The sequence below is a fragment of the Rhodococcus sp. Q genome, from assembly GCF_005503035.1.
In the GTDB taxonomy this organism is placed as follows: domain Bacteria; phylum Actinomycetota; class Actinomycetes; order Mycobacteriales; family Mycobacteriaceae; genus Rhodococcus_G.
The window spans coordinates 168,460-192,015 of record NZ_SCOY01000006.1; the positions used below are offsets into that span (position 1 = coordinate 168,460).

Here is a 23,556-nt window from a genome sequence, read left to right on the forward strand (position 1 = left end):
ACACTGGTGACATGAACGCACCGATCCGGGACCGATGGGTGCTGCACGTCGACCTGGACCAGTTCATCGCCGCCGTCGAGGTGCTTCGGCATCCCGAACTGCGGGGCAGACCCGTTGTCGTGGGCGGTCGCGGCGACCCCACCGAACGTGGAGTCGTCGCGACCGCGTCGTACGAGGCCCGGGAGTTCGGCGTCGGGTCCGGGATGCCGCTGCGCGTCGCCGCACGCAAGCTGCGTGACGTCCCGGACGCGGTGTTCCTCGCCTCGGACGCCGAGACGTACACCGCGGCATCGAATGCCGTCATGGACACCCTCCGGAATCTCGATGCTGTCGTGCAGGTCCTCGGATGGGACGAGGCGTTCCTCGGTGTCTCCGCCGTCGACCCCGAGAAGTTCGCCCGGTCCGTGCAGGCCGCTGTCCTCGACACCACGAACCTGCATTGCTCGATCGGCATCGGCGACAACACCCTGCGCGCGAAGATCGCCACCGGGTTCGGGAAACCACGTGGAACATTCCGGCTGACCGCCGACAACTGGTTCGAGGTGATGGGCGACCGCGACACGTCCGCGCTGTGGGGAATCGGCACCAAGACCGCGAGGAAACTTGCTGCCCTGCATGTTCACACCGTTCGCGAACTGGCGGACGCGGACGACGACGCGCTCGCGGCTGCGCTCGGTCCGACGACCGGACCGTGGCTACGACGGCTCGGGCTCGGCCTCGGCCGCACCGAGGTCGATCCGGAACCGTATGTCGCGCACGGCCACGGCCGGGAAACCACCTTCCAGCAGAACCTCACCGACCCGATCGAAGTGGAGGCCGCGGTGCGGGTGCTCGCGGAGCGGGTCGCCCGCGACGTGCGCGCCGAGAACCGACCGGCCGTGCGAGTGACCGTGAAGGTGCGGTACGCACCGTTCGAGACGCACACCACGTCGGCGCCACTCCCGGAGCCGACCCTCGACACCCGCGCGATCGCGGACGCGGCGGTCGCGTTGACCGGCCGCCTCGACCACGATCGCGCCGTCCGACTGCTCGGCGTGCGGCTGGGCATGACACCGCCCGACGACACCACCCCGCACTGAGGCGGGCGATCACCACCAGTCGCGCCTGCGGAGCGGGCAACGGACGTGGTCGAACGCGCTCACCTCTCCCCGGTTCCACCTACGGACGAGGTGGTCGAGTTCGGCTGCGGCGCGGCGCCTTTCCCGCCGAAGATCGCGACGGCGGCCGACGCCGTTGTAACAGAGGGTGCAGCTGCAGCCGACGAGGGCGCTCCACCGCCACCGTGTCGTGGGCCGGTCGGCCATCTCGGGTGACGGGAGGTCGCAGACCGCGTGGACGCACGCGTGTTCCGGCAGGAGGGGGACCTCGCGCCACGCGCGACCATCCCGACAAGTTCAGACCGCCAGCGTGGCACAGGGGTCCGACGGTTCGTCGTCGCCGCTCGGACGAACCCGCCCGCTCCTGCCAAATCACTGACCGGTAGCCACCGCTACGGAAACCGAACCCTGACCACCGGTAACGTGGGACGCCACCCGGTTCCCTGTGATCGAATGTCCCCGATCGAGCCAGCTGGACGCTCCATGCGTCGTGATCGCGATCGCGAAGGGGGGACCGAATGACCGTGCGCACCGGACACGAGAACACCGACCGGATCCTGCGCATGTTCGCCCGTTTCGTGGGCGTCGGCTACGTCGCCTACCTGGCCATCCTGCTGCCGTCGATCACCGCGATGGCGCCGCGGCTCGAGTCCTGGTGGACGCCTGCTGCGGTGGTCACGGTGTTCGGTTCGGGCATCACGATCTCGCTGGTGTCGTTTCGGCGCGGCACCCGTGCCATCCGGATCACCGCCGGAATCGCCGCGGCCGCGTTCCTCCTCGCCGCATTCACCTGGCCGCTCGCCTGGATCGGGCCGCCCGTTCCGGGCGCCGAGGGCGTGTGGCTGGCCGGCTTCCCCGGTCTGGCGAGTATCGCCGCAGTGATCGCTTGGCCGACTGCCGTCGCGTTCGGTCACCTCGTCGTCGGATGTGTCGCAGTGCAGTTGATCAACTACGGCGTCCGCGTCGACTCGTCCCTGACGATGCTCGTCGCGGAGATCGCGTTCGCCATCATGTTCTGCACACTCTTCGTCGGCGGGGCAGCGATGGCGATGCGGACCGGCCGAATCCTCGACTCCACCACAGAGCAGACTCACAGCGCTGCGGCGACCGCAGCAGCTCACCGTGCTCGTGCCGTCGAGCAGGACCGGTTCGCTGCATTGATCCACGACGGCGTGATGGCAACACTGCTGACCGCATCCCGGCGTGCGCCCAAGGCGGCCTCCGCCGGTCTCGCCACCGCGACCCTGCGGGAACTCGACGCGATCGCCGGCGGTGTCACCTCCGACCAGGCGTTCTCCGCTGCAGCCACACTCACCTACCTGCGTGCCGCTGCGGCCGAGTCGGACCACGATGCGGCCTTCCGGGTCAGAGGGCGGGGCGCCGACGACCTCCAGGTTCCGGCCGACGTCGCGCGCACAATCGCGTCGGCGCTTGCGGAGGCGCTGCGAAACAGCCACCGGCACGCGGGGCCCTCGGCCACGAGCACCGTGGAGGTGGCAGTGACAGTGCGGGGCATCCGGGTTCGGGTGATCGACGACGGCGTCGGATTCGACCGGTCGACCGTCGCACCGCACCGGCTGGGCGTCACCGTCAGCATTCTCGGACGCATGCGGCAGCTCCCGGGCGGGTCGGCGTGGATCGACTCGACGCCCGGGCACGGCACCACCGTGTGTCTCGACTGGGACGCAGCATGATTCCCGCAGTCGATCGTGGCAGTGACGTGCGGGAACTTCTCGGGTTCCGCACCTTCGCCGCACGAGTTCTCATCGGCGCCTACGTGGCGACGTTCCTCCTGCTGGCCCTCGTGACCGCTCCGGGACGCGACCCGTGGTGGGCCGAACTGCTGGCGTGGGCGATCGTCAGTGCCGGGGCCGTCACGCTGGTCTTCCATCCATCGGATCCGCTTCCCCTCGGGGTGAGCCTCGCCCTGGTCCTGACGGGTCCCCTGGCCGTGAACCTCGTGTTCGCCGTCATCCCCGCCCCGATCGACGGCCTCCTGCAAACCTGGCCCCTGGGGGCGTCGACCGCCATCTACACGTACATGTGTGTTCGCGGACGAACCCCGCTGGCGTGGCTCGGCATGGTCGCCACCCTGGTCAGTTGTGTGCTGTGGGCGCATCGAACCGGGCAGGGAGCCGGCTACGGCCTCGGCATGTCCGTCATCAATCTGGCTCCGCTGGTGATGTCGACCTTCTTCGCGTGGACCATCCGTCCCGCCGCCCGCGACATCTACGATCTGCGCGAGCAGGCCACGCTCCGCGTCGCCGCCGACGCCGCCGACCTCGCGGTGCTCGAGGAGCGCGACCGGCAGGTCCGGCGACTCGACGAACTCGCCCGCCCGCTCCTCGAACGGATCGCCGCGAGCGAGGACCTCTCCGACGCGGACTGCACCGAATGCCGCCTGCTCGAGGCGTATCTCCGCGACACCCTGCGCGCGCCGATACTCTCCGAACCGATCGTGGTGACCGCCGCGCGAGCAGCGCGGGCCCGGGGTGTGGAAGTCATCCTGCTCGACGACCGCGGCATGGACCACGTACCCGAGGCCACTCGGCGCGGCATCCTCGAGTCGGTTGCGACCCTCCTCGACACCGCGTCGAGTGGCACCCTCACCGTGCGGGTTCTCCCGCCGCTGCGCGGCACCCTCGTCACGGTTCTCCACGACGATGCCGACGAGGTGACGCGAGTCGAGCTCGGACCGGACGGCGAACCGGTGGCCCTGCCCGTTCGCCTCGGGTGACGGCCGGGGCCGGCCGTCGGGTACGACCTGGCGTCACCGACGCAGCTTCCAGCGGGAGGCCCGCCGGCAACTCGTCGGAGTCCGGCGGGCCTCCCGTGCCGAGTAGGCGGTCTCACTCGGAGGGATACTTGTAGAACCCCTCGCCGGTCGCGGCTCCGAGCTTGCCCTTGTCGATGTAGTTCTCCTTGATGTACTCGGCGAACCGCCGCTGGCCCTCGTCACCGGCCGCGGAGATGTTGTACGCGGTGGTCAGGCCGACGACGTCGTAGATCTGGAAGGGCCCCATCGGCGCTCCGGTGCCGATACGCCAGGTCTTGTCGATCATCTCCGGCTCCGCGATCCCGTCCACCACCAGCTGCCCGGCCGCGGAAAGGAACGGCACCAGAAGGGAATTCAGAAGGTAGCCGGCCTTCTCCTTCTTGATCTCGATCGGAACCATGCCGATCGCGGCCGCGAAGTCCACCACCCGCCGGTACACCTCGGGGTCGGTGCTGTCGGTGCCCATCACCTCGGCGGTGTTCTGCGCCCACACGTGATTCGCGAAGTGCAGCGCCAGGAACTTCTCGGGGCGGCCGGTGAAGCCCTTCAGGTCGCTCGGCAACAGGGTCGAGGAGTTCGTCGCGAAGATCGTCTTCGCGGGGGCCACCTCACCGAGTTTGGTGTAGGTGTCGCGCTTGAGGTCCAGGTTCTCGGGGATGGCCTCGATGACCAGGTCCGCGTCCTCGACGGCGTCCGCGAGGTCGGCGGAGTAGCGAATCCGGTCCAACGCTGCGTCGGCCGCACCGTCGGCGGCACCGTCGACTTCCGCCTTGTAGGTCTGCGCCAGTCCGGCGAACCGGGCCTTCGCCTTGTCCAGAACCTCGTCGCTGATGTCGTACGCGACGACATCGACTCCGTGATAGGCAGTCTGGTAAGCGATTTGGGATCCGAGGACACCCGTCCCCAGTACGGTGACCTTGTTGATGGCGGTCATGACTCTTCCTTTCCCTGACTTGTGATCAGTGGCTTTCGCGGCGCGGCGTGGTATCCGGCCACGATCAGTTCGATCTGTCGATGCAGCACGTCGGATGCCATCCCGGGCGTGCGCGTCCGAGCGACAGGTGCGGCGATCTCCATGTGCAGCACCGCGAAAACGGCTCGTGCTGCAGCGATCTCGTCGGCACCGGCCCGTTCGCCGTCTGCGAGACAGTCGGCGATCAGCTCCTCGAACCGGGTGACGATCGCGAGGCCCGCGATCCGGAACGGCGCATCGGCCGGACCGAACAGCAACTCCCGTTGGTAGGCGACGAGGTTCTCGTCGCCCGCGCGCCCCGAGTAGAGGACCGGCGCGACGAGCGCGAGCACCCGCTGAACGGGATCGGCGATACCCGCCGAGTCGACCTCGCCTTGCGCGACGGCTGCCGCGAACTCCTCGTTGCGGACCATCAGGAGCAACTCGGCCTTTGTCGACGCGTACCGGAACAGCGTCCCGATCGCGATGTCGGCACGGTCCGCGACCTGCTGTGTCGTGACGGCCTCGAAGCCGTTTTCGGCGAACAACGTCCGAGCGGCGTCGGCGATGCGGGCATGCTTCTCGGCCTTGCCCCGCTCGCGGCGTCCGCCTGCGACCTCGGCCATCGGACTCACCTCCGAACAAATAATGAAATTCACTCATAAATGAGTGTACTCCGTTATTTGCGGAGACGCCTCTCCCGGTGTCGATCACCACATGGGCCGAGCCGGCGATCCCGGAGACTCACCGGGCTCGCAGGGTCAGTCGGGCAGACCACCGTCGGACGAGTCGCCACCAGGCCGGTCCGCGACCGGCCACGGGCGTCGACCGTCACCCTCGACGAGATGCCGGAACGGCTCGAGGTTCTTCAGCGACTCGCCGCGCGAGACCCGCCAATCCCATTCCCGCCGAATCGAACTCGCGAAACCCAACTCGAGCAGGAGGTTGAAGTCGCCGTCCGCGGCCTCCAACACCTGCCCGAGCACGCGATCCAACTCGTCACCCGTCACGGCATGCGTACTGATCCTGCCGACGAGGTAGATGTCGCCAACCTTGTCGATCGTGTAATGCACCCCGTACAGCCGCCGGTTGCGGCGCAGCAGGTACTTGTAGACACCCTCGAAGTTCTCGTCCGGCTTGCGGCACACGAACGCCTCCACCCGCACCCCGTGGTTGCCCACGGTCAACAGGCAGCTCGTCTTCAACTTGTGCTCGCCCGGCAGTTCGACCACGAACTGGTGCGCCGCCGGACGGGAGAAATCGAGTTCCCGCTCGGTCAGCGCGGCCTCGATCGACGTCGCCGTCTCGGTGGTGCTCACGCTCGTACCCCTCCCAGTCTGCGCAGTTTCCACAAGCCTCGGCTGCCGCGGCGCGACGCGAGGTCCGGATTGCGGCGGTATCCGGCCACCGCCCGGTGATAGCTCTCCAGCAATCCGTCCGCCGTCCGCGCCCACGAGAAGTTGGCTGCGTGGATCGGCGCGTTGCGTGCCAACTTCGTGCGCAGGTCGTCGTCGACGAGGATCGTGCGCAACGTGTCGGCCCAGTCCCGCGCATCGTGGCCGGACACCAGCAGTCCGCTGTGTCCACCGCTCACCGCGACGCCCAGCCCGCCGACGTCCGCCGCGACGACAGGGGTGCCACTGGCCTGCGCTTCGAGCGCGACGAGCCCGAACGACTCGGAGTAGCTCGGCACCGCCACGACGTCGGACGCCCGGTACACCTGCACCAGACGGTCCGGCGGTTGCGGTGGCAGGAACGTCACCCGCGCGGAGATCCCCAGCTGCGCCGCCAGTTCGATCAGGGAATCGGGGCGGTCGAGACCGGTCCCGGACGGACCTCCGACGATCAGCACCCGCAGTGGCAGCGCGGAATCGCGCTTCTGCAGTTCGGCGGCAGCCTTGAGCAGCACGTCCGGGGCCTTCAACGGCTGGATCCGCCCGACGAAGGTGACGACCAGTTCGTCTCGGGCGAGCCCGAGTTCGGTTCGGGCGGCGGCGCGGTCCCCGGGCCGGTAGCGGGTCAGGTCGGCACCGGGTGCGACGACGTCGACACGGTCGCGGTCGGCGCCGTAGATGTCGACCAGCTGGTCGGCCTCGGCCGAGGTGTTGGTGACGAGGCGGTCGGCCTCGGCGACAACCTGCTGCTCGCCGATCTGCCTCGCCGCGGGCTCCGGCGTGTCCCCTTCCGCGAGTGACGCGTTCTTCACCGCGGCGAGGGTGTGCGCGGTGTGCACGAGCGGCACACCCCACCGGTCCCTGGCCAGCCAGCCGACCTGGCCGGACAACCAGTAGTGCGAATGGATCAGGTCGTAGTGGCCGGGCTCGTGATGCGCTTCCTCCCGCAGCACCCCGGCCGTGAACGCACACAACTGCGTCGGCAGGTCGTGCTTGTCGAGGCCCTCGAACGGTCCCGCGACGACGTTGCGCACCAGCACACCGGGCGCCGCCTCGACGACCGGCTCGTCGGCCGACGACGTCGCGCGGGTGAAGATCTCCACCTCGACGCCCCGCCGCGCCAGTTCGACCGCGCTCTGCAGGACGTACACGTTCATCCCGCCCGCGTCACCGGTCCCCGGCTGAGCCAAGGGCGAGGTGTGGACCGACAGGACGGCGACCCGCCGCAGTCGGTGGTTCAGTGCTGGCGTCACCCCTCCATCTTGCCTTGCTGTCGGTCGGGCGATCGACGCAGGACCCGCCGCGAAGTGATCCAGCACGTGAGTGACCCAACGCACTGTCACGAATCCGGCGCGGGCGGTGTCCAAGGGTCGACAGTTCGTTTTCACGTGATCGAGAGGAGCGGAAGCACCATGAACAGCACACCCCACGTGGTGATCGTCGGAGCCGGGTACGCGGGAGTCACGGCGGCGAACCGGATCCGCGCCGGCGCACATCCCGACGTGACGGTCACCGTCGTCAACCCGGTCCCCGACTTCGTCGAACGGATCCGGCTGCACCAGTACGCGGCGGGCAGTGGCACCGCCACCGTCCCCCTGACCGACGTCCTGCATCCCGATGTCCGACTGCTGGTCGATGCGGTCGAACGCATCGGCGACCGATCGCTGACCCTCGTTGGCGGCACCGTCCTCGACTTCGACCACCTCGTCTACGCCGTGGGCAGCGGCCCTGGAAGTGGCGTGCCCGGCATGGATAACGCGCACACCGTCGCGTCCCTCGACGACGCCAGGCGGCTGCGGGGCCGGCTCGACGCGACCTCCCCGGGTGCCGTCGTGACCGTGGTCGGCGGCGGCCTGACCGGGGTCGAAAGCGCCGCGGAGATCGCCGAACAGCACCCCGGCCTACGGGTGCGACTGCTGACGTCGGGGCGGGTCGCGACCGGGCTCTCGGAGTCGGGCAGGAAGTCGGTCGTCCGAACCCTGAGCCGGCTCGGCGTCGAGGTCGACGAGGTCGCCACCGTCGCCGCGATCGACCGCGGCGCCGTCGTCCTCGCGGACGGCACCACCGCACCCACCGACGTGACCGTCTGGGCCGGACCGTTCGCCGTCCCCGACCTGGCGCGCCGCAGCGGACTTCCCGTCGACGACCTCGGACGCCTTCGCACCGACGACACCCTCGCCGCCCTCGGACACCCGAACGTGGTCGGCGTCGGGGACGCCGTCGCACCCCCGGAGCGGGTCGCGCGACACCTGCGCATGAGCTGCCAGGCCGCGATCCCCCTCGGCGCGACCGGCGCCGACACCGTCCTCGCCCAGCTCACGGACACGGAGCCCGCACCGCTCTCGATCGGCATGGCACTGCAGTGCATCAGTCTCGGCCGTCACGCGGGCGTCGTGCAGGTGGTGCGCACCGACGACAGCCCCCGCCGGCTCGTCCTGGGTGGGCGCATCGGCGCCTTCGTCAAGGAACGAGTGTGCCGGTCCACGGTGCGCTGGATCGCCCGCACGGGCACCTATCGTTGGCTGTCGGGACCGGCGGTGGCGCCGGAGGGAGCGGAGGTGTCCGCGTGAGTTCGGTCGAGGTGTTCACCGAGTACCGTCCGTTGCTGTTCACCATCGCCTACGAGATCCTCGGCAGTGCCGCCGACGCCGAGGACGCCCTGCAGGAGAGCTACCTGCGCTGGTCCACCGTCGACGAATCAGAGGTGGAGAACCCGCGTGCCTACCTCGCGCAGATCGTCACCCGGCAGGCCCTCAACCAGCTCCGCTCAGCCCGTCGGCGACGCGAGGAGTACGTCGGGAGCTGGCTGCCCGAACCGATCCGCACGCAGCCCGACGCGTCCGAGGACGCGGTTCTCGCCGAGTCCGTGACGATGGCGATGCTGCTGGTCCTCGAAACCCTCGGCCCCGACGAGCGCGCCGTGTTCGTGCTGCGGGAAGTGTTCGGCTTCAGCCATCGCGAGGTCGCCGAGTCCGTCGGCAAGACCGAGGACGCGGTGCGTCAGATCGCGCACCGCGCCCGGTCCCATGTGCACGCACGACGGCGGCGGTTCACGCCGCCCAGCGACGAGGCGCAGGCGGTGGTGGGGAAATTCCTGACCGCTGCGGTGACCGGTGACGTGCAGGCGTTGATGGACCTGATGGCACCGGATGTCGTGGAAATCTCCGACGGCGGCGGCAAGGTCAGCGCCGCGCGGCGGCCGATCGTGGGCCGGGAGCAGGTGGCGCGATTCATGGCCGGGCTCACGCGGTTGGCGCCCGCAGGTCTGCGGTTCGAGCCGGCGGTGTTCAACAACGTGCCGTCGATGATCGTCCACACGGCCGACGGTCTCGACCTCGTCGCGATGTTCGAACTGACCACGTCGGGCAGCGACTCGGCCGGGTTGATCTCGGGGATCTACCTCGTCCGCAACCCCGACAAGCTGGAGGCGGTGGACCGGGCGCGGACGCTGGCCCGCTGAGCGGGGTCTGCGTCGTCGCCCCACATCGACGTCGAACGCCAGGTGGTCGAGTGCGGGCCTCGTCGGCCCGCACCTCGACACGGCCCTGTGCCGCGCCGGTCGCAGCCGGTGTAGGTCATTCGTACGCATTTGTGTGCATGTTTTTCGAGATTTGCTCTTCCGTTGCCAACCGTGCCCTTATCGTGACCTCGAACCTCGCCGACTCGGACACAAGTCCCGGTCCGAGGCAGCGATCTTGAGCAACGAAAGGTTCAGCGAGTTGAGGAAGAAGAACACTCGTCGGCTGGTCGCCGGCGCGAGCACAGCAGCATTGGCGGTGGGTTTCGCCGCGTCCTTCGGCGTGGGGGCGGCATCAGCTGCGCCCGTGAATCAGTCGACGAACTCCGGCAGTTGGACGTTCAACCGGACCATCAGCAACGGCACGCCGGCGCCGGGCGAGACGATCACCGTCACCAACGCCATTCGATGGAACGGGGGCCTCGCGCCTACCATCAGCGCCTTCAGGGACTTCCACCCGAGTTGCCTGACCTACGTCGCGGGTTCGTCGCGAGTGGCAGGCAGCACCGTCACCACCAACGCCGCTGACCCCAACTTTGTCAGCATGACGGGATCGTGGATTCGCAGTGCCGTCAACCGGAACATCGACTACACCCTCAACTACACCGTCGGCGCGAACTGCGGCCGTGACCTCGCCCTGACCACGGGCACCGGCATCTCCGCGAACCAGAGCACCGGCAGCGAAAACCAAACCGCGGGTCCGTCCCTCACTGTTCCCAAGTCCGCCTCGACTGCCAGCGTCGCGGTGTCCCCGGCCCCGCAGGTCGGCGCCGCCACCACGCTGACGGCGACCGTCACCGCGGGCGCCACCGGCACCGTCGAGTTCGCCGACAACGGCACCGTGCTCGGCACCGGCACCGTCAACAACGGCACCGCCACCTACAGCTGGACGCCCGGCGCCGCCCAGCCGTACTCCATCACCGCGAAGTACCTCGGCGATGCCACCTTCGCGCAGTCCACCTCGGCCGCGAAGACCGGTACCGTCACCCCGGCCCCGACGGCACCCGCAGCCCCGACCGACCTCGCCGCCAACCCGGCCACGGTCACCGCGGGCGGCACCGTCTCCGTCTCCGGCAAGGCCGAGGCCAACTCGAACGTCACCGTCACCGCAGGCGGCAAGACCTGCACCGCCACCGCTGACGGCGCCGGAAACTTCGCCTGCGACATCGTCACCGACGCCGTCGGCACCCTGACCGTGACCGCGGTCGCCGCCAACAACGTCGGCACCAGCCCGGTCTCGGCCCCGATCTCCGTCGAGGTCAACGCCACGGCCACCACCACCGATCTCGCGGTCGCCCCGGCCCCGCAGGTCGACGCCGCGACCACGCTGACGGCGACCGTCAGCGCGGGCGCCACCGGTGACGTCGAGTTCGCCAACAACGGCACCGTGCTCGGCACCGGCACAGTCAACAACGGCACCGCCACCTACAGCTGGACCCCCGGCGCCGCCGACTCCGACCAGGCGTACTCCATCACCGCGAAGTACCTCGGCGACGCCACCCATGCGCAGTCCACCTCGGCGCCGCAGACCGGCACAGTGACCCCGGCCCCGACCGCACCCGGCGCACCGACCGACCTCGCCGCGAACCCGGCCACGGTCACCGTCGGCGGCACCGTCACCGTCTCCGGCAAGGCCGAGGCCAACTCGAACGTCACCGTCACCGCTGGCGGCAAGACCTGCACCGCCACCGCTGACGGCGCCGGAAACTTCTCCTGCGACATCGTCACCGACGCGGCCGGCACCCTCACCGTGACCGCGGTCGCCGCCAACAACATCGGCACCGGCCCGGTCTCGGCCCCGATCTCCGTCGAGGTCAACGCCACGGCCACCACCACGGATCTCGCGGTCGCCCCGGCCCCGCAGGTCGACGCCGCCTCCACGCTGACGGCGACCGTCAGCGCGGGCGCCACCGGCACCGTCGAATTCGCCGACAACGGCACCGTCCTCGGCACCGGAACCATCGACAACGGCACCGCCACCTACAGCTGGACCCCCACCGCCGCCCAGCCGTACTCCATCACCGCGAAGTACCTCGGCGACGCCACCCACGCGCAGTCCACCTCGGCTCCGCAGACCGGCACCGTGACCGCGGCACCTACCGCGCCCGGCGCACCGACCAACCTCGCCGCCAACCCGGCCACGGTCACCGCAGGCGGCACCGTCACCATCACCGGCAAGGCCGAAGCCGACTCCAACGTCACCGTCACCGCCGGCGACAAGACCTGCACCGCCACCGCTGACGGCACCGGCAACTTCGCCTGCGACATCACCACCGACGCAGCCGGCACCCTCACCGTGACCGCGGTCGCCGCCAACAACATCGGTAGCAGCCCGGCCTCCGCCCCGATCTCGGTCGACGTCACCGCGGCACCGACCGCACCCGGCGCACCGACCAACCTCGCCGCCAACCCGGCCACGGTCACCGCAGGCGGCACCGTCACCATCACCGGCAAGGCCGAAGCCGACTCCAACGTCACCGTCACCGCCGGCAGCAAGACCTGCACCGCCACCGCTGACGCTGCCGGAAACTTCGCCTGCGACATCACCACCGACGCAGCCGGCACCCTCACCGTGACCGCGGTCGCCGCCAACAACATCGGTAGCAGCCCGGCCTCCGCCCCGATCTCGGTCGACGTCACCGCGGCACCGACCGCACCCGGCGCACCGACCAACCTCGCCGCCAACCCGGCCACGGTCACCGTCGGCAGCACCGTCACCATCACCGGCAAGGCCGAAGCCGACTCCAACGTCACCGTCACCGCCGGCAGCAAGACCTGCACCGCCACCACTGACGGCGCCGGAAACTTCGCCTGCGACATCGTCACCGACGCAGCCGGCACCCTCACCGTGACCGCGGTCGCCGCCAACAACATCGGCACCAGCCCGGCCTCCGCCCCGATCTCGGTCGAGGTCACCGAGGTTCAGTCCGGGACTGCGGTCATCTCCGTTACCCCGGCCGCGCTGACCGCGGGAACCGAGGCGACCATCACGGTCACCGGCGCCGATGCGGGAACCCCCGTGACGGTCAAGGTCGGCACCACGACGGTGTGCACCACCACCGTCGCCGCTGACGGAACGGCATCCTGCCAGTGGATCCCGGCCGCGGGCGCCCAGACGCTGACCGCCGAGGTCGTCGTCGACGGCACCGCGACCACCGTCACCAAGGCCGTCACCGTCGCACCCGAGGGCAACCCGGGTGACGGCGCCGGATCGCTGTCCAACCTGTTCGGGTCGTAAGCCAGACCTGACCGGGCCGGATCAGGTCTGATCCCACGGCCCGCTCGACACGAAGAGCCCCACCGGAGTCATCCGGTGGGGCTCTTCCCGTGAACACGCGAGGGCGGCCGATCGAAGCCGGTGCGCCAGCCAGGCGTGGGTCAGCCGAGGCTGCTCACGAAGGCGATGATCTCGGCGACGAAGCGGTCCGGGTCCTCGACGAACGGGCCGTGGTCGCAGCCCTCCCAGAACGACGCGGTCGCGTTCGGGATCAGTTCGGCCGCGTGCCTGCCCGCGGACACGTCGACAACCCGGTCGGCGGTGCCGTGGACGATGAGCGCCGGGACGTCGAGGGCGGCGAGAAGATCGTCGTGCGCGACCTGGCGGCCGAACAGGGCGGCCCGCACCCGCGGCGGCGTCGACAGGCTCGCTCCGAACAGTGCCTGCGACTGCGGGCCGACGCCCTCGGTGTCACCGGTCAGCGCGGTCCCGAAACTGCCGAGGGCGCGGATCGCGTCCCCGGGGTTCTCCGACAGTGCCGCCGGCATCGCGTCCCGCATCGCCGTGCCGACCCGGCCGCCCTGCTGGCCACGGCCGATGCTCGTGATCGCGCCGACGAGAACGATGCCCGCGACGGCGTCGGTGCCGCACTCCGAGAGGTAGTCGGCGATCACGAGCCCGCCGTACGACCAGCCGACGAGAACGGCGTCACTGGTGATGTCTTCCGCGGCGAGGATCGCGGCGACGTCGCCTGCCCAGATCTTCGAATCGTCGTAGCCGATCTCCGGCGCACCCGAGTAGCCGTGACCCCGCAGGTCGACGGCGATCACCCGGTAGTTCGCGGCGAGGGCGTCGAGGACGCCCGATCCCCAGCAGTTCATCGACTGCGCCCAACCGTGCAGCAGCACGAGTGCACGCCCGTCCTCGATGCCGGTGACGCGGTAGGCGAGTGGGGTGCCGTCGATTCCGTACGCTTCGCGAAGAGCCATGCCGCCACCGTAACGCGACCGCAGCTCCGTCAGGTTCCGCCCCCTGTCGGGTGCGACACCGCATGCAGCATTCCGTCCCACACGTCGACGAACGTGGCGAGTTCGACGCCGTCCGGTGCGGTTCCGGCCCGGTCGTACCGGGAGAGGGTGCGCAGTGCGCTCTCGTACACCATGCGGATCCGGACACCGCGGACACGGTCCGGGAGGTCGGGAAGGGCGGCGCGCATAGCCTCGTCGACGGTCTTCGCGCTCGCCGTCAACGAGGGGTCCGCGGTCGCGAACGCATCCGCCAGGATCCCGGCGTCCATCAATCGGTCGAGCAGGCCGACGTAGTGGAACCCGTTCTCCAGACACGACACGAGCGGCCGCACCACCGCCCACAGGGCGTCGCGTGTGGACAGAGCACCGCCTGCCGCCCGCATCTCGCCGACGAGACCCATCCGTTCGGCGCTGATCGCGGGCAGCCGATGTTCGAAGATCGCGCGCAGCAGGTCTTCCTTCGAGCCGAAGTAGTAGCGGATCACCGATGCGTTTCCCTGCCCTGCAGCGCAGCGTATCTCGGCGAGGGTGACACTCTCGTAGCCGCTGCGCGCGAACAGTCGTTCCGCCGCCTCGATCAGCAGGATCCGGGTCTGTTCGCCCGCGTTGTAGCGGCCGCGCCGCGCGGACTGGAGAGTCACCATGACCGCTTCCCTACCGGACGGCACCGATGGGGGTCAACGAATCTACGCACGGCGATCGCATCGGTTCCCGAATTAACAGCGCGCAATTACTTTCGTCCGCATCGACACAGCGGCGTAGCACCTCCGCAACCGCGACCCCCAATCCTCCGAGGAGAAGCCTTGACCACCACCGAGATTCGACCGGAAACATCGCACGACATCTACGCCGCAGGCGGTATCACCGTCACCAAGCTGGGCGAGAACATCGGCGCCCTGATCGAGGGAGTCCACGTCGACGGGGACATTTCCACCGAGACCGCGTTCGCGATCCGCTACGCCCTCGCCGCGAACAAGGTCGTCGTGTTCCGCGGCCAGCACCACCTCACCGACGACATCCAGTACGAGTTCGCCCGCACTCTGGGCTCGCCGACCACCACGCACCCCACCCTGACGTCCGAGGACAACCGCACCCTGGTCATCGAGGGCGCCGCCAACAGCTGGCACACCGACGTCACCTTCATCGATCGCATCCCCAAGGCCTCGATCCTGCGGGCCGTCAACATCCCGCCCTACGGCGGCGCCACCACCTGGGCCTCCACCACCGCCGCCTACGACCAGCTCCCGGCACCGCTCAAGGCACTCGTCGACAACCTCTGGGCCGTGCACAGCAACGAGTACGACTACGCGGGAGTCCACGCCGATCGCGGCGGACCGGAGCGGGACGAGCGGATGAAGGAGTTCACCCGCACCGTCTTCGAGACCGAGCACCCCGTGGTCCGCGTCCACCCCGAGACCGGCGAGAAGAGCCTCCTTGTCGGACATTTCGTGAAGAACTTCATCGGACTCAAGAACGACGAGTCCGCGGCACTGTTCCAGCTGCTGCAGAACCGCATCATCCGGCTCGAGAACACCCTGCGCTGGGCCTGGACCCCCGGCGACCTGGTCATCTGGGACAACCGCGCCACCCAGCACTACGGCATCGCCGACTACGGCACGCACAAGCGCAGCGTGCACCGGGTCACCCTCGCGGGCGACGTTCCCGTCTCCGTGGACGGCGCCACCAGCCGCATCCGCACGGGCGACGCCTCGCACTTCTCGGTGATCGACACCCCCGACCGCTTCCCCGGCTTCGACGCCTGACGAAAGCGGACACGGTGGGCGTCCCGCGTGCGCGGGGCGCCCACCGTGTCCATTTTCGGATGTGCGGCCGTTCCAGGGTCTTTCGCTCCGGCCCGGCCGGAAACAGAGCCTGAGACCCGTGGATCGGGGACACCCCCGGAAGGTGACCCCCTTTGTCCCGGTGCGCATCCCGCGCATCACCGGTCCCCGCCGACCACGTACGCCTACACTCGCGTGCCATGGAGCTCCAGACGCGCCAACTCCGCTACTTCGTCGCCGTTGCCGAGGAGCTGAGCTTCACCCGCGCCGCGCAGAAGCTTCACATCGCGCAGCAGGCACTGAGCGCGCAGATCAAGCAGTTGGAGCAGACCCTCGGCGTCGTGCTGCTGACGCGCACCACCCGCAGCGTGACGCTCACCGCTCCCGGTGCCGCGTTCTTCGAGGACGCGGCCGCGCTGCTGGCGGCGATGGACGCCGCCGCCGAACGCGCACGCTCGCTCCAGCGCAGCGAGAACGCACGCCTCGTGCTGGGATTCCTGGAGGGTGCGGCGCTGATCCTGACCGAGCCGATCATGTCGGCGTTCCGCGATCGACACCCCGGGGTGACGATCGAGATGCGGCAGTTCAACTACGACGACCCGTCCGCCGGCCTGAACGACCGGTCCGTCGACGTGGCGTTCGTGCGGCGGCCACTCACGACCGACGGCGTCGAGTTCGTGCACCTGTTCACCGAGCCGCGGGTCGCGATGGTGCGCGCCGATCATCCTCTCGCCGATCGCGACAGCGTCGACGTGGCAGACCTGATCGACGAACTCATGTTCGGGGCGGTGTCCACCGATCCGTTGTGGAATGCCTTCTGGGAGTTCGAGGCGCATCGGGACGGAAAGCCCGGACGGGTCGTCTCGCGCTCGACGACGCTGCTCGAGGAGTACCAGAAAGTGGCGGCAGGCGTCGGCATCGTGGTGACGGTCGCGGCCGCGCGCTGGGTCCCCTATCCGGGGGTGACGATCCTGCCGATCGCCGATGCGGCACCGAGCGAGGTCGCGGTCGCGTGGTCCCGCGACACCGACTCGGCGCTGGTGCACTCGTTCGTCGAGGTCGCCCGGCAGGTGCGAGAGGCGCGCCCGGACCTGGTCAATCGCTTGGAGGATCCCGACCTCACCGAGCGCACGATGCCCACCCTCATCCCGTACTGACAACGAATTCTTGTCAATGCGTCCGGAAAGGGGTGTTTCTGTTCCCGGCGGCGCCAACCTAGGCTCCTTTCGTACGGACATCCGATAGGGACATCCCCCTGACGTACGCGCCGGTCACACCAGGCCGCGCGCCTGGTGACCCAGCGCCGACCTGCGCGAACCCGACCCGACACTCGCGATCACCGACACTTCCACCAACGCCGCTCGGCGCCGGCCAGACCCGGCTGGGCCGGAATTGTCGACGCCCCGTCCTGCCGTGAACGCCGCCGCGGAATCGGCAGGCTGTCACTCCCACTCGCAGCCAGTCGACGTCGTCCACCTCTTCTCGTCGCATCGGTCGGGAATCGCGACGGAAGCACTCTGCGGCGGATCCTCCACCGCGGCAATCGAATCGGAAGAAATCAAGGAGCCCTCATGGCCACGTTGTCCGCCACGATCAGCACGATCGGAACCATTCTCGACATCGTCAAGATCCTGCAGGCCCTCAGCTGACGGCTCGACCACACCCTACGAGAAGTCAGGAAATCCCATGCAGACGAAGCTCGCTCGTCGTATCGCCGCACTCGCGGCGGCGGCCACCCTGCCGACCGTCCTCCTCGGATTCGGCGCCGGCACCGCGAACGCCGCGAACCCGGACTGCAAGCAGTCCAGCCAGTCGTGGAAGCAGGACTGGAGCACCGTCGGAGTCACCCACACGTACGACAAGAGCACCGTGGCCGAGGCCGCCGCCGGGACCGACATCACCTACAAGATCGTCGTCGGCACCACCGGCATCGGGAATCCGTACGTCAACTCCATCTGGGACTACCCGCCGGCAGGCTTCGGTAAGCCGACGGCCAAGGTCACCGCCTATCACTTCCCCGGCGGACAGCAGACCGAGGACGTCACCCCGGTCCAGAACGACGACGGCAGCTGGAGCGTCAACAGCACCGGATGGTTCGTCAATTCCGGCAACCCGGTGACCGCCGAGTTCACCTACCGGATCCCGGCCGGAGCCCAGACCGGTGTGTCCATCCTCAGCGGCGGCGCCGCTGTCGGTGGCACCGTCGGTGTCGGGACGACCATCACCGACCTGACCGCCTGCTTCACCGTCCGAGAGAAGAACGCGGGTGAGTCCACGCTCGGAAGCATGGACGGCGCCGGCCTCGGCTCCACCGAAGGCCAGCTCAGCTCGACCGGTTCCCTGTCGGACTTCACCGCCGACACCATCACCAAGATCATTCGGAACCTCGGTGGCAGCTAGCGCGGTCCTCCCACTCCGCCCCTGAAAACAAACCCGTAGGCGTGGTCGCGCCGCGCCACCGAAAGGGAACACCCATGGCACATCGAGCACACCTCCGCGGCGTCGCCGCTTGTGCGGCAAGCATATTCGCGGCCGGAGCACTGGCCGCCCTCGGCACGGGCATTGCGGGCGCCGCCACCGCCTCTGTCACCTGGGACGACTGGTACACCCGCTTCACCCGAACCGCCAGCAACGCCACCCCCAACGCGGGCGACACCATCACGGTGACGACGAAGTTCGAGCGAACGAATTCGACCGACGAACGACTGATCTGGGTGAAGGACCTGCACAACGCCTGCCTGACGTACGTCCCGGGCTCGGCGAAGATGAACGACCGCGCCGTCGAGCCGTATCTCGAGATCAAGCCAGGCTTCGTGGCGGGCGACTTCAATGCCACGGACTACCAGGTGTTCGTCAAGCAGACGGAAACCCCCATCTTCAGCGTCCAGTACAAGGTCGGCGCCGACTGTCTCCGCGGTGCAAGCCTGACTGCAGGCATGGAGTACCTCGGGACTCTCGGCCCAGGAAGCTACGGCGACAAGGGCCCCAACGTGACCGTCGGCTATCTCGGAACCGGCGGCACCGGCAGCCTCGACTCCCTCCTCGGCGGCTTCGGCTCCTGACACGAAGGAACACCCATGACATACAGAGCACCCACCCGCATCGTCGCCGCAGGCGCCACCGCCGCATTCGCTGCCGGAATCGTCGCCCTGCTGGGCACCGGCACCGCGACCGCGGACCCCCGGACACTCGACTGGTGGGACGGAAACTCCCATTTCACTCGTACCATCGACAACGAAACCCCCGCCGTCGGCGACACCGTCACCGTCACGACGACATTCGAACGAGGTAACTCCACCGACGAGAAACTCGACTGGGTCAAGGATCACCACCCCACCTGCCTGACCTACGTCCCGGGCTCGGCCACGATGAACGGCAACGCCGTCGAGCCTTTCCTCGAGGTCAAGCCGGGCTTCGTGGCAGGTGACTTCAACGCCACCAGCTACCGGGTCATCGTCAAGCAGTCCGAACCCGCCACTCTCACAACCCGGTACAAGGTCGGTGGCGACTGCTCTCGCGACATCGGCCTTCAAACCGGCATGAGCTACAGCGGATCTCTCGGCGCCGGCTACTACGACACCACCGGTCCCTCCCTCACCATCGCCAAGCTCGTCAGCAGCACCACGCTGAACCCGATCGTCGGCGCCACCATCGGCAAGTCCACCACGCTGACCGCGAAAGTCAGCCCGGCAGCGGCAGGCGGCACCGTCACGTTCAAGGACGACACGGCCGTCATCGGAACCGTCTACGTCGGCGCCGACGGCACCGCCACCACCGCATGGAGCCCCGCCACCCACGGGCAGCGCACCATCACTGCGGACTACTCCGGCACCGGCACGGCCAAGGGCTCCACCACCACTGCCACCGTCACCGTCGCGCCCGCAGGCGACACCGACGCCGGCGGCTCCGGCAGCCTCGGTTCCCTCCTCGGCTTCGGCTCCTAGGGCACCCCGATACCGGGCTTCGGCGCGCGCCTTCGCGGGCGCCGAAGCCCGGACCCATCGCTGTCGCGCGGATCGAAACCCCGAGGAACCCTCCACGATGGGCGCCACGGGGCGAAGGCGCCTACCGTGGACGCATGCCGCGTCTGCTGGACGCCTACCGCCGAACGGGAGCCGACCTCCCGTTCGGCGACCCGCGTCGCGCGCACGGCGTGGCGATGGAAGGCTACTTCTGGCGTTTCACCCGCCCCGACGGCACCGTCGTGATCGCACTGTGCGGCGTGAACCGCTCCCCCACCGGGCACTGGGCCACCCTCGGACTCGCCGGCCACCCGCACGGATTCCTCCGGACCACCGCCCACCCGATCGCCGACGCCGACAGCCACACGCTCGGCGCGAGCGCCGGTGGCGCGTTTCTCGGCGACAGCGGCAGCCTGCGCGTCGACCTGGGACCGGACGCCCGACTGGACGTGGTGGTCACCGATGCCGCACCGTGGCCGCACCGGATGTTCGGTGGCTCCAGCGTCTTTCACTCGATCCCCGCCCTCAACCAGTACTGGCATCCCTGGCTGCTCGGCGGCACAGCCGACGGGGTCGCGATCCTGGGCGACCGGCAGGTCGACCTGGACGGCGCGCAGGTGTACGCCGAGAAGAACTGGGGCAAGGGCGGATTCCCCGAATCCTGGTGGTGGGGCCAGGCACAGGCCTTCGATGAGCCGGTCGCCTGCGTCGCCTTCGCCGGGGGTGACGTGAACGTCGGACCCCTGCGGACCGAGGCGACGTCCGTCGTCGTCCGACTCCCCGACGGCCGGGTGCTGCGGCTGTGCCCACCGACATCGCGGGTGCGTACGACCGTCACCGACGAGACCTGGACCCTGCGGGCACGCAGCGCCCGATGGAGCGTCGACATCGACGGGAGCGGACCCCTACGCGGCGCGCATGTCCTTCCTGTCCCGCTACCCACCGAACACCGCAACGTCGCGGGCGCGATCGAGCACCTCGGCGCGCACATGACGGTGCGAGTCAGGCGCGACGGCCGCGAATTCTGGTCCGGTACAAGCCGTCTCGCGGGCCTCGAACACGGCGGCCTCGACCGCGCGCAGGCGGAGGTGCTGCGCCGGGGCCGACACCCCGACGCAGCCGATGCCCGTCCCGTCACACCTTGAAGTTCGGAGACTTCTTGATGTCTCGAATCAGGCGTGCGCCCTGCTTCCTCGATCGCTCCAACTCGGCGCGCAACCGCGCGTCGGTGCGGGAGGCAGCGTGCGCCTTCTCCCGTTGCAGCCGGTGGTAGCTGTCGAGGCGCCGCCGGGTGAGCCGCCCGGCCTCGACGGCGGCCAGGACCGCGCAACCCGGCTCGGCGGAGTGCGCACAGTCGGAGAACCGACACTCCCCCGCCAGTTCGGTGATCTCGGAGAAGGCCTGGTCCAGTCCCTCCTCGACCTCGTGCAGGCCAACGCCGCGCAGTCCCGGCGTGTCGAGTAGGACCCCACCGGCCGGCAGCGGCACGAGCTCACGCCACGCGGTGGTGTGCCTGCCCTTGCCGTCGCTCCCGCGCACCGCGCCGGTGGCCAGGCGATCCTCACCCAACAGGTGGTTGCCGAGGGTGGATTTGCCCGCGCCCGACGGACCGAGCAGGACGATCGTCCCGCAGAGAGCTCCGACGAGCGCCTCGAGGCCGACGCCGGTGGCGACGCTGGTGACCAGCACCTCGACCCCCGGGGCCACCGCGGTCACCTCGGCCGCCGCCGCATCGGGGTCGGCGCACCTGTCGGCCTTGGTGAGCACCACCACCGGGGTGGCGCCGCTCTCCCAGGCCAGAGCGAGCATTCGCTCGATCCGCCCGTGCCGGACCGGGTCGGCGAGGGAAACGACCACCGCGACGGTGTCGACGTTCGTGGCCAGGACCTGGCCGTCGGAGGTGCGCGACGCGCTGGAGCGAACCACGGCGGTCCGCCGCTCCAGAACCTCCTCGACGGCGGCGGAGTCGGTCGTGGTGGCCGGTCGGACCGCGACCCAGTCACCGGTGCACGGCGTCAGCCGGTCCTCGGTGTCAGACGGGCGACGAACCGTCGCCCGAATCGGGCCGGACCCGGTGACGACATCGCACAGGCCGCGCTCCGCCCGCACGATGCGGCCGGGCACCAGCCCGTCCGCGCGGAAGTGAGCGAAGGAGCGGTCACGTTCGGCGTCCCAGCCGTGATCGGCGAGAGTCGAGGCGCGCTCAGGAGTTGTGAAAGTGGTGTACTCGGAAGAAGATTCGTAAATCAAGACGGAGACCTTCGTGAAGGGGCCTCGCCGGACACACGCACACCCGAGAACTCCGCCGGGGCAGAGAACGGCAGGTGTGGATCAGGACGAGGCCCGGGAAGTGGGGATGATCCGGGCGCTGCACACGGCAGCCGTCACCACGACAGTCATCAACCCACCTCGATCGGTCTCGATAGCAGCGGACTCCAGCAGTCCCACTACAAACACGCTAACAGCCTCGGCAACCGCTTTTCGGGCGCCGGATCTTGGGGATCCGCATCCGAAAAGCCACCATTGCGGCGGAGCCGCCTCTACCGTGGAGACATGTGCCGGCTCTTCGCGATGTCCAGTGCACCGGCCCGGGTGCGGGCCACGTTCTGGCTACTCGACGCCTCCGACAGCCTCGCCGCGCAGAGCAGGCGCGAACCGGACGGCACCGGCCTCGGCACCTTCACCGAGAGCGGTGAGCCCCTGATCGAGAAGCAGCCACTTGCCGCCTACCAGGATCCGGCGTTCGCAACCGAGGCACGCGAACGGGAGTCGACGACCTTCGTCGCACACATCCGCTATGCGTCGACCGGCGGACTCACCGACGCCAACACGCACCCGTTCACCCAGCGCGACCGAATCTTCGCGCACAACGGCGTCCTCGAGGATCTGCCGAAGCTGGACGCCGAGCTCGGGCCGTACCTCTCGCTCGTCCGCGGCGACACCGACTCCGAACGCCTGTTCGCCCTGATCACCAAGCACGTCGATGCGTGCGGCGACGTCACCGCAGGCATCGGCGAGGCGCTGCGGTGGGTCGCCGACGAACTGCCGGTGCTCGCCGCGAACCTCGTACTGACCACCGCGTCCGAGATGTGGGCGGTGCGCTACCCCGACACCCACCAGCTGTTCGTCCTCGAGCGCGGCGGCGACGCCGGCCGTCACCTCGAACACGCGAGCGCGGCAGGCACCGTCCGCGTGCGGTCCGGGGACCTGGCCACCGCGCCCGCCGTGGTGGTGGCCAGCGAACCGATGGACGAGAACCCCGGCTGGAGTCCACTCGCACCGGGTGAACTACTGCACGTCGCCGCGGACCTGACCGTCACCCGCACGGTCGTCGTCGACCACCCGCCCGCGCATCCGCTGACGATGGCGGACCTGAATCCGACCGCCGCGGCCTCACAGGCGGGACACTGATCCCGCCCTACCATCGGACCCATGAACCTCGACGATCTGCTGGCCTCGATGCCGTTCGCCGTACACACCGGGGTCGCGCTCACCGCCGCCGGGCCCGAGGAGACGGTCGGGACCCTCGACTGGGACGACCACCGAACCACCGCAGGCGCCGCGCTGCACGGCGGCGCGGTGATGACACTGGCGGACAGCGTGGGCGCCGTCTGCGCGTTCCTCAACCTCCCGCCCGGCGCCATGACGTCGACGACGAGTTCGAACGCCGTGTTCACCCGCGGCGTTCGCGGCGGCACCGTCACTGCGACCGCGCGCCCACTGCACGTCGGACGCTCCACGATCGCGGTGTCCGTCGAGGTCCGCGACGACGAGGGGCGCCTCGTGGCGCAGGTGACCCAATCGCAGGCCGTGCTCGCGACCTGAACGCCCT

21 protein-coding genes are annotated in these 23,556 nt (G+C 69.4%); 14 read left to right on the top strand and 7 right to left on the bottom strand.

Annotation, left to right across the window (positions count from 1 at the left end; all coding sequences use genetic code 11):
* Window positions 1-11: 11 nt before the first annotated feature.
* The 3 genes from FFS72_RS09140 to FFS72_RS09150 all read left to right on the top strand — a co-directional run bounded on the left by FFS72_RS09140 (window position 12) and on the right by FFS72_RS09150 (window position 3,834).
* The gene (locus FFS72_RS09140; protein WP_137873630.1) at window positions 12-1,079 is read left to right on the top strand and encodes a DNA polymerase IV; all 1,068 of its coding nucleotides are present in this window, start codon (window positions 12-14) and stop codon (window positions 1,077-1,079) included.
* Window positions 1,080-1,615: 536 nt separating this feature from the next.
* A complete protein-coding gene (locus tag FFS72_RS09145; protein WP_137873631.1) occupies window positions 1,616-2,791 on the top strand; it encodes a sensor histidine kinase in 1,176 nt (391 codons plus the stop codon).
* A complete protein-coding gene (locus FFS72_RS09150; RefSeq protein WP_137873632.1) occupies window positions 2,788-3,834 on the top strand; it encodes a DUF8320 family protein in 1,047 nt (348 codons plus the stop codon). The genes FFS72_RS09145 and FFS72_RS09150 overlap by 4 nt, the downstream gene beginning before the upstream one ends.
* Before the next feature lie 112 nt (window positions 3,835-3,946).
* Here FFS72_RS09150 and FFS72_RS09155 read toward each other — a convergent pair whose 3' ends face one another.
* From FFS72_RS09155 to mshA, 4 genes are all read right to left on the bottom strand, one after another.
* Complete coding sequence (locus FFS72_RS09155) at window positions 3,947-4,807, bottom strand: 3-hydroxyacyl-CoA dehydrogenase (protein WP_137873633.1); 861 nt, start codon at window positions 4,805-4,807, stop codon at window positions 3,947-3,949.
* The gene (locus tag FFS72_RS09160) at window positions 4,804-5,451 is read right to left on the bottom strand and encodes a TetR/AcrR family transcriptional regulator (protein ID WP_137873634.1); all 648 of its coding nucleotides are present in this window, start codon (window positions 5,449-5,451) and stop codon (window positions 4,804-4,806) included. The genes FFS72_RS09155 and FFS72_RS09160 overlap by 4 nt, the downstream gene beginning before the upstream one ends.
* A gap of 135 nt (window positions 5,452-5,586) precedes the next feature.
* Window positions 5,587-6,144, bottom strand: coding sequence for a type III secretion system chaperone family protein (locus FFS72_RS09165; protein ID WP_137873635.1), 558 nt, complete (start codon window positions 6,142-6,144; stop codon window positions 5,587-5,589).
* The gene (mshA, locus tag FFS72_RS09170; protein WP_137873636.1) at window positions 6,141-7,472 is read right to left on the bottom strand and encodes a D-inositol-3-phosphate glycosyltransferase; all 1,332 of its coding nucleotides are present in this window, start codon (window positions 7,470-7,472) and stop codon (window positions 6,141-6,143) included. Before mshA ends, FFS72_RS09165 begins: the two co-directional genes overlap by 4 nt.
* A gap of 159 nt (window positions 7,473-7,631) precedes the next feature.
* On the opposite strand from mshA, the gene FFS72_RS09175 reads away from it, so the two are divergent.
* The 3 genes from FFS72_RS09175 to FFS72_RS09185 all read left to right on the top strand — a co-directional run bounded on the left by FFS72_RS09175 (window position 7,632) and on the right by FFS72_RS09185 (window position 12,974).
* The gene (locus FFS72_RS09175) at window positions 7,632-8,789 is read left to right on the top strand and encodes an NAD(P)/FAD-dependent oxidoreductase (RefSeq protein WP_171018607.1); all 1,158 of its coding nucleotides are present in this window, start codon (window positions 7,632-7,634) and stop codon (window positions 8,787-8,789) included.
* Complete coding sequence (locus FFS72_RS09180; RefSeq protein WP_137873637.1) at window positions 8,786-9,679, top strand: RNA polymerase sigma-70 factor; 894 nt, start codon at window positions 8,786-8,788, stop codon at window positions 9,677-9,679. Before FFS72_RS09175 ends, FFS72_RS09180 begins: the two co-directional genes overlap by 4 nt.
* 259 nt (window positions 9,680-9,938) lie before the next feature.
* Entirely contained in the window at window positions 9,939-12,974 is a 3,036-nt protein-coding gene (locus tag FFS72_RS09185) for a beta strand repeat-containing protein (RefSeq protein WP_137873638.1), read from the top strand.
* A gap of 140 nt (window positions 12,975-13,114) precedes the next feature.
* Here FFS72_RS09185 and FFS72_RS09190 read toward each other — a convergent pair whose 3' ends face one another.
* Both FFS72_RS09190 and FFS72_RS09195 read right to left on the bottom strand, forming a co-directional pair.
* A complete protein-coding gene (locus tag FFS72_RS09190; RefSeq protein WP_137873639.1) occupies window positions 13,115-13,942 on the bottom strand; it encodes an alpha/beta fold hydrolase in 828 nt (275 codons plus the stop codon).
* A 29-nt stretch (window positions 13,943-13,971) separates the two neighbouring features.
* The gene (locus FFS72_RS09195) at window positions 13,972-14,625 is read right to left on the bottom strand and encodes a TetR/AcrR family transcriptional regulator (RefSeq protein WP_137873640.1); all 654 of its coding nucleotides are present in this window, start codon (window positions 14,623-14,625) and stop codon (window positions 13,972-13,974) included.
* Window positions 14,626-14,784: 159 nt separating this feature from the next.
* Between FFS72_RS09195 and FFS72_RS09200 the strand changes: the two genes are divergently transcribed.
* The 6 genes from FFS72_RS09200 (at window position 14,785) to FFS72_RS09225 (ending at window position 20,869) form a co-directional block, all read left to right on the top strand.
* The gene (locus FFS72_RS09200; RefSeq protein ID WP_137873641.1) at window positions 14,785-15,744 is read left to right on the top strand and encodes a TauD/TfdA dioxygenase family protein; all 960 of its coding nucleotides are present in this window, start codon (window positions 14,785-14,787) and stop codon (window positions 15,742-15,744) included.
* A gap of 218 nt (window positions 15,745-15,962) precedes the next feature.
* Window positions 15,963-16,919, top strand: a complete 957-nt coding sequence (locus FFS72_RS09205) for a LysR family transcriptional regulator (protein ID WP_137873642.1) — start codon at window positions 15,963-15,965, stop codon at window positions 16,917-16,919.
* A gap of 529 nt (window positions 16,920-17,448) precedes the next feature.
* On the top strand, window positions 17,449-18,162 hold the full coding sequence (locus tag FFS72_RS09210; protein WP_137873643.1) for a hypothetical protein: 714 nt from the start codon (window positions 17,449-17,451) through the stop codon (window positions 18,160-18,162).
* Between the two features lie 74 nt (window positions 18,163-18,236).
* Window positions 18,237-18,824, top strand: a complete 588-nt coding sequence (locus FFS72_RS09215) for a hypothetical protein (RefSeq protein WP_137873644.1) — start codon at window positions 18,237-18,239, stop codon at window positions 18,822-18,824.
* Window positions 18,825-18,839: 15 nt separating this feature from the next.
* Window positions 18,840-19,706, top strand: coding sequence for an Ig-like domain-containing protein (locus FFS72_RS09220; RefSeq protein ID WP_137873645.1), 867 nt, complete (start codon window positions 18,840-18,842; stop codon window positions 19,704-19,706).
* Between the two features lie 134 nt (window positions 19,707-19,840).
* On the top strand, window positions 19,841-20,869 hold the full coding sequence (locus FFS72_RS09225) for a tocopherol cyclase family protein (RefSeq protein ID WP_137873646.1): 1,029 nt from the start codon (window positions 19,841-19,843) through the stop codon (window positions 20,867-20,869).
* On the opposite strand, the gene rsgA is transcribed toward FFS72_RS09225, so the two are convergent.
* A complete protein-coding gene (gene rsgA / locus FFS72_RS09230; protein WP_137873647.1) occupies window positions 20,859-21,974 on the bottom strand; it encodes a ribosome small subunit-dependent GTPase A in 1,116 nt (371 codons plus the stop codon). The two genes, FFS72_RS09225 and rsgA, sit on opposite strands and share 11 nt — an antisense overlap.
* A gap of 303 nt (window positions 21,975-22,277) precedes the next feature.
* On the opposite strand from rsgA, the gene FFS72_RS09235 reads away from it, so the two are divergent.
* Window positions 22,278-23,135 carry a class II glutamine amidotransferase gene (locus FFS72_RS09235; protein WP_137873648.1) on the top strand — a complete coding sequence of 286 codons (858 nt, stop codon included), beginning with the start codon at window positions 22,278-22,280 and terminating at the stop codon, window positions 23,133-23,135.
* Window positions 23,136-23,156: 21 nt separating this feature from the next.
* The gene (locus FFS72_RS09240; RefSeq protein ID WP_137873649.1) at window positions 23,157-23,549 is read left to right on the top strand and encodes a PaaI family thioesterase; all 393 of its coding nucleotides are present in this window, start codon (window positions 23,157-23,159) and stop codon (window positions 23,547-23,549) included.
* Window positions 23,550-23,556: the final 7 nt, after the last annotated feature.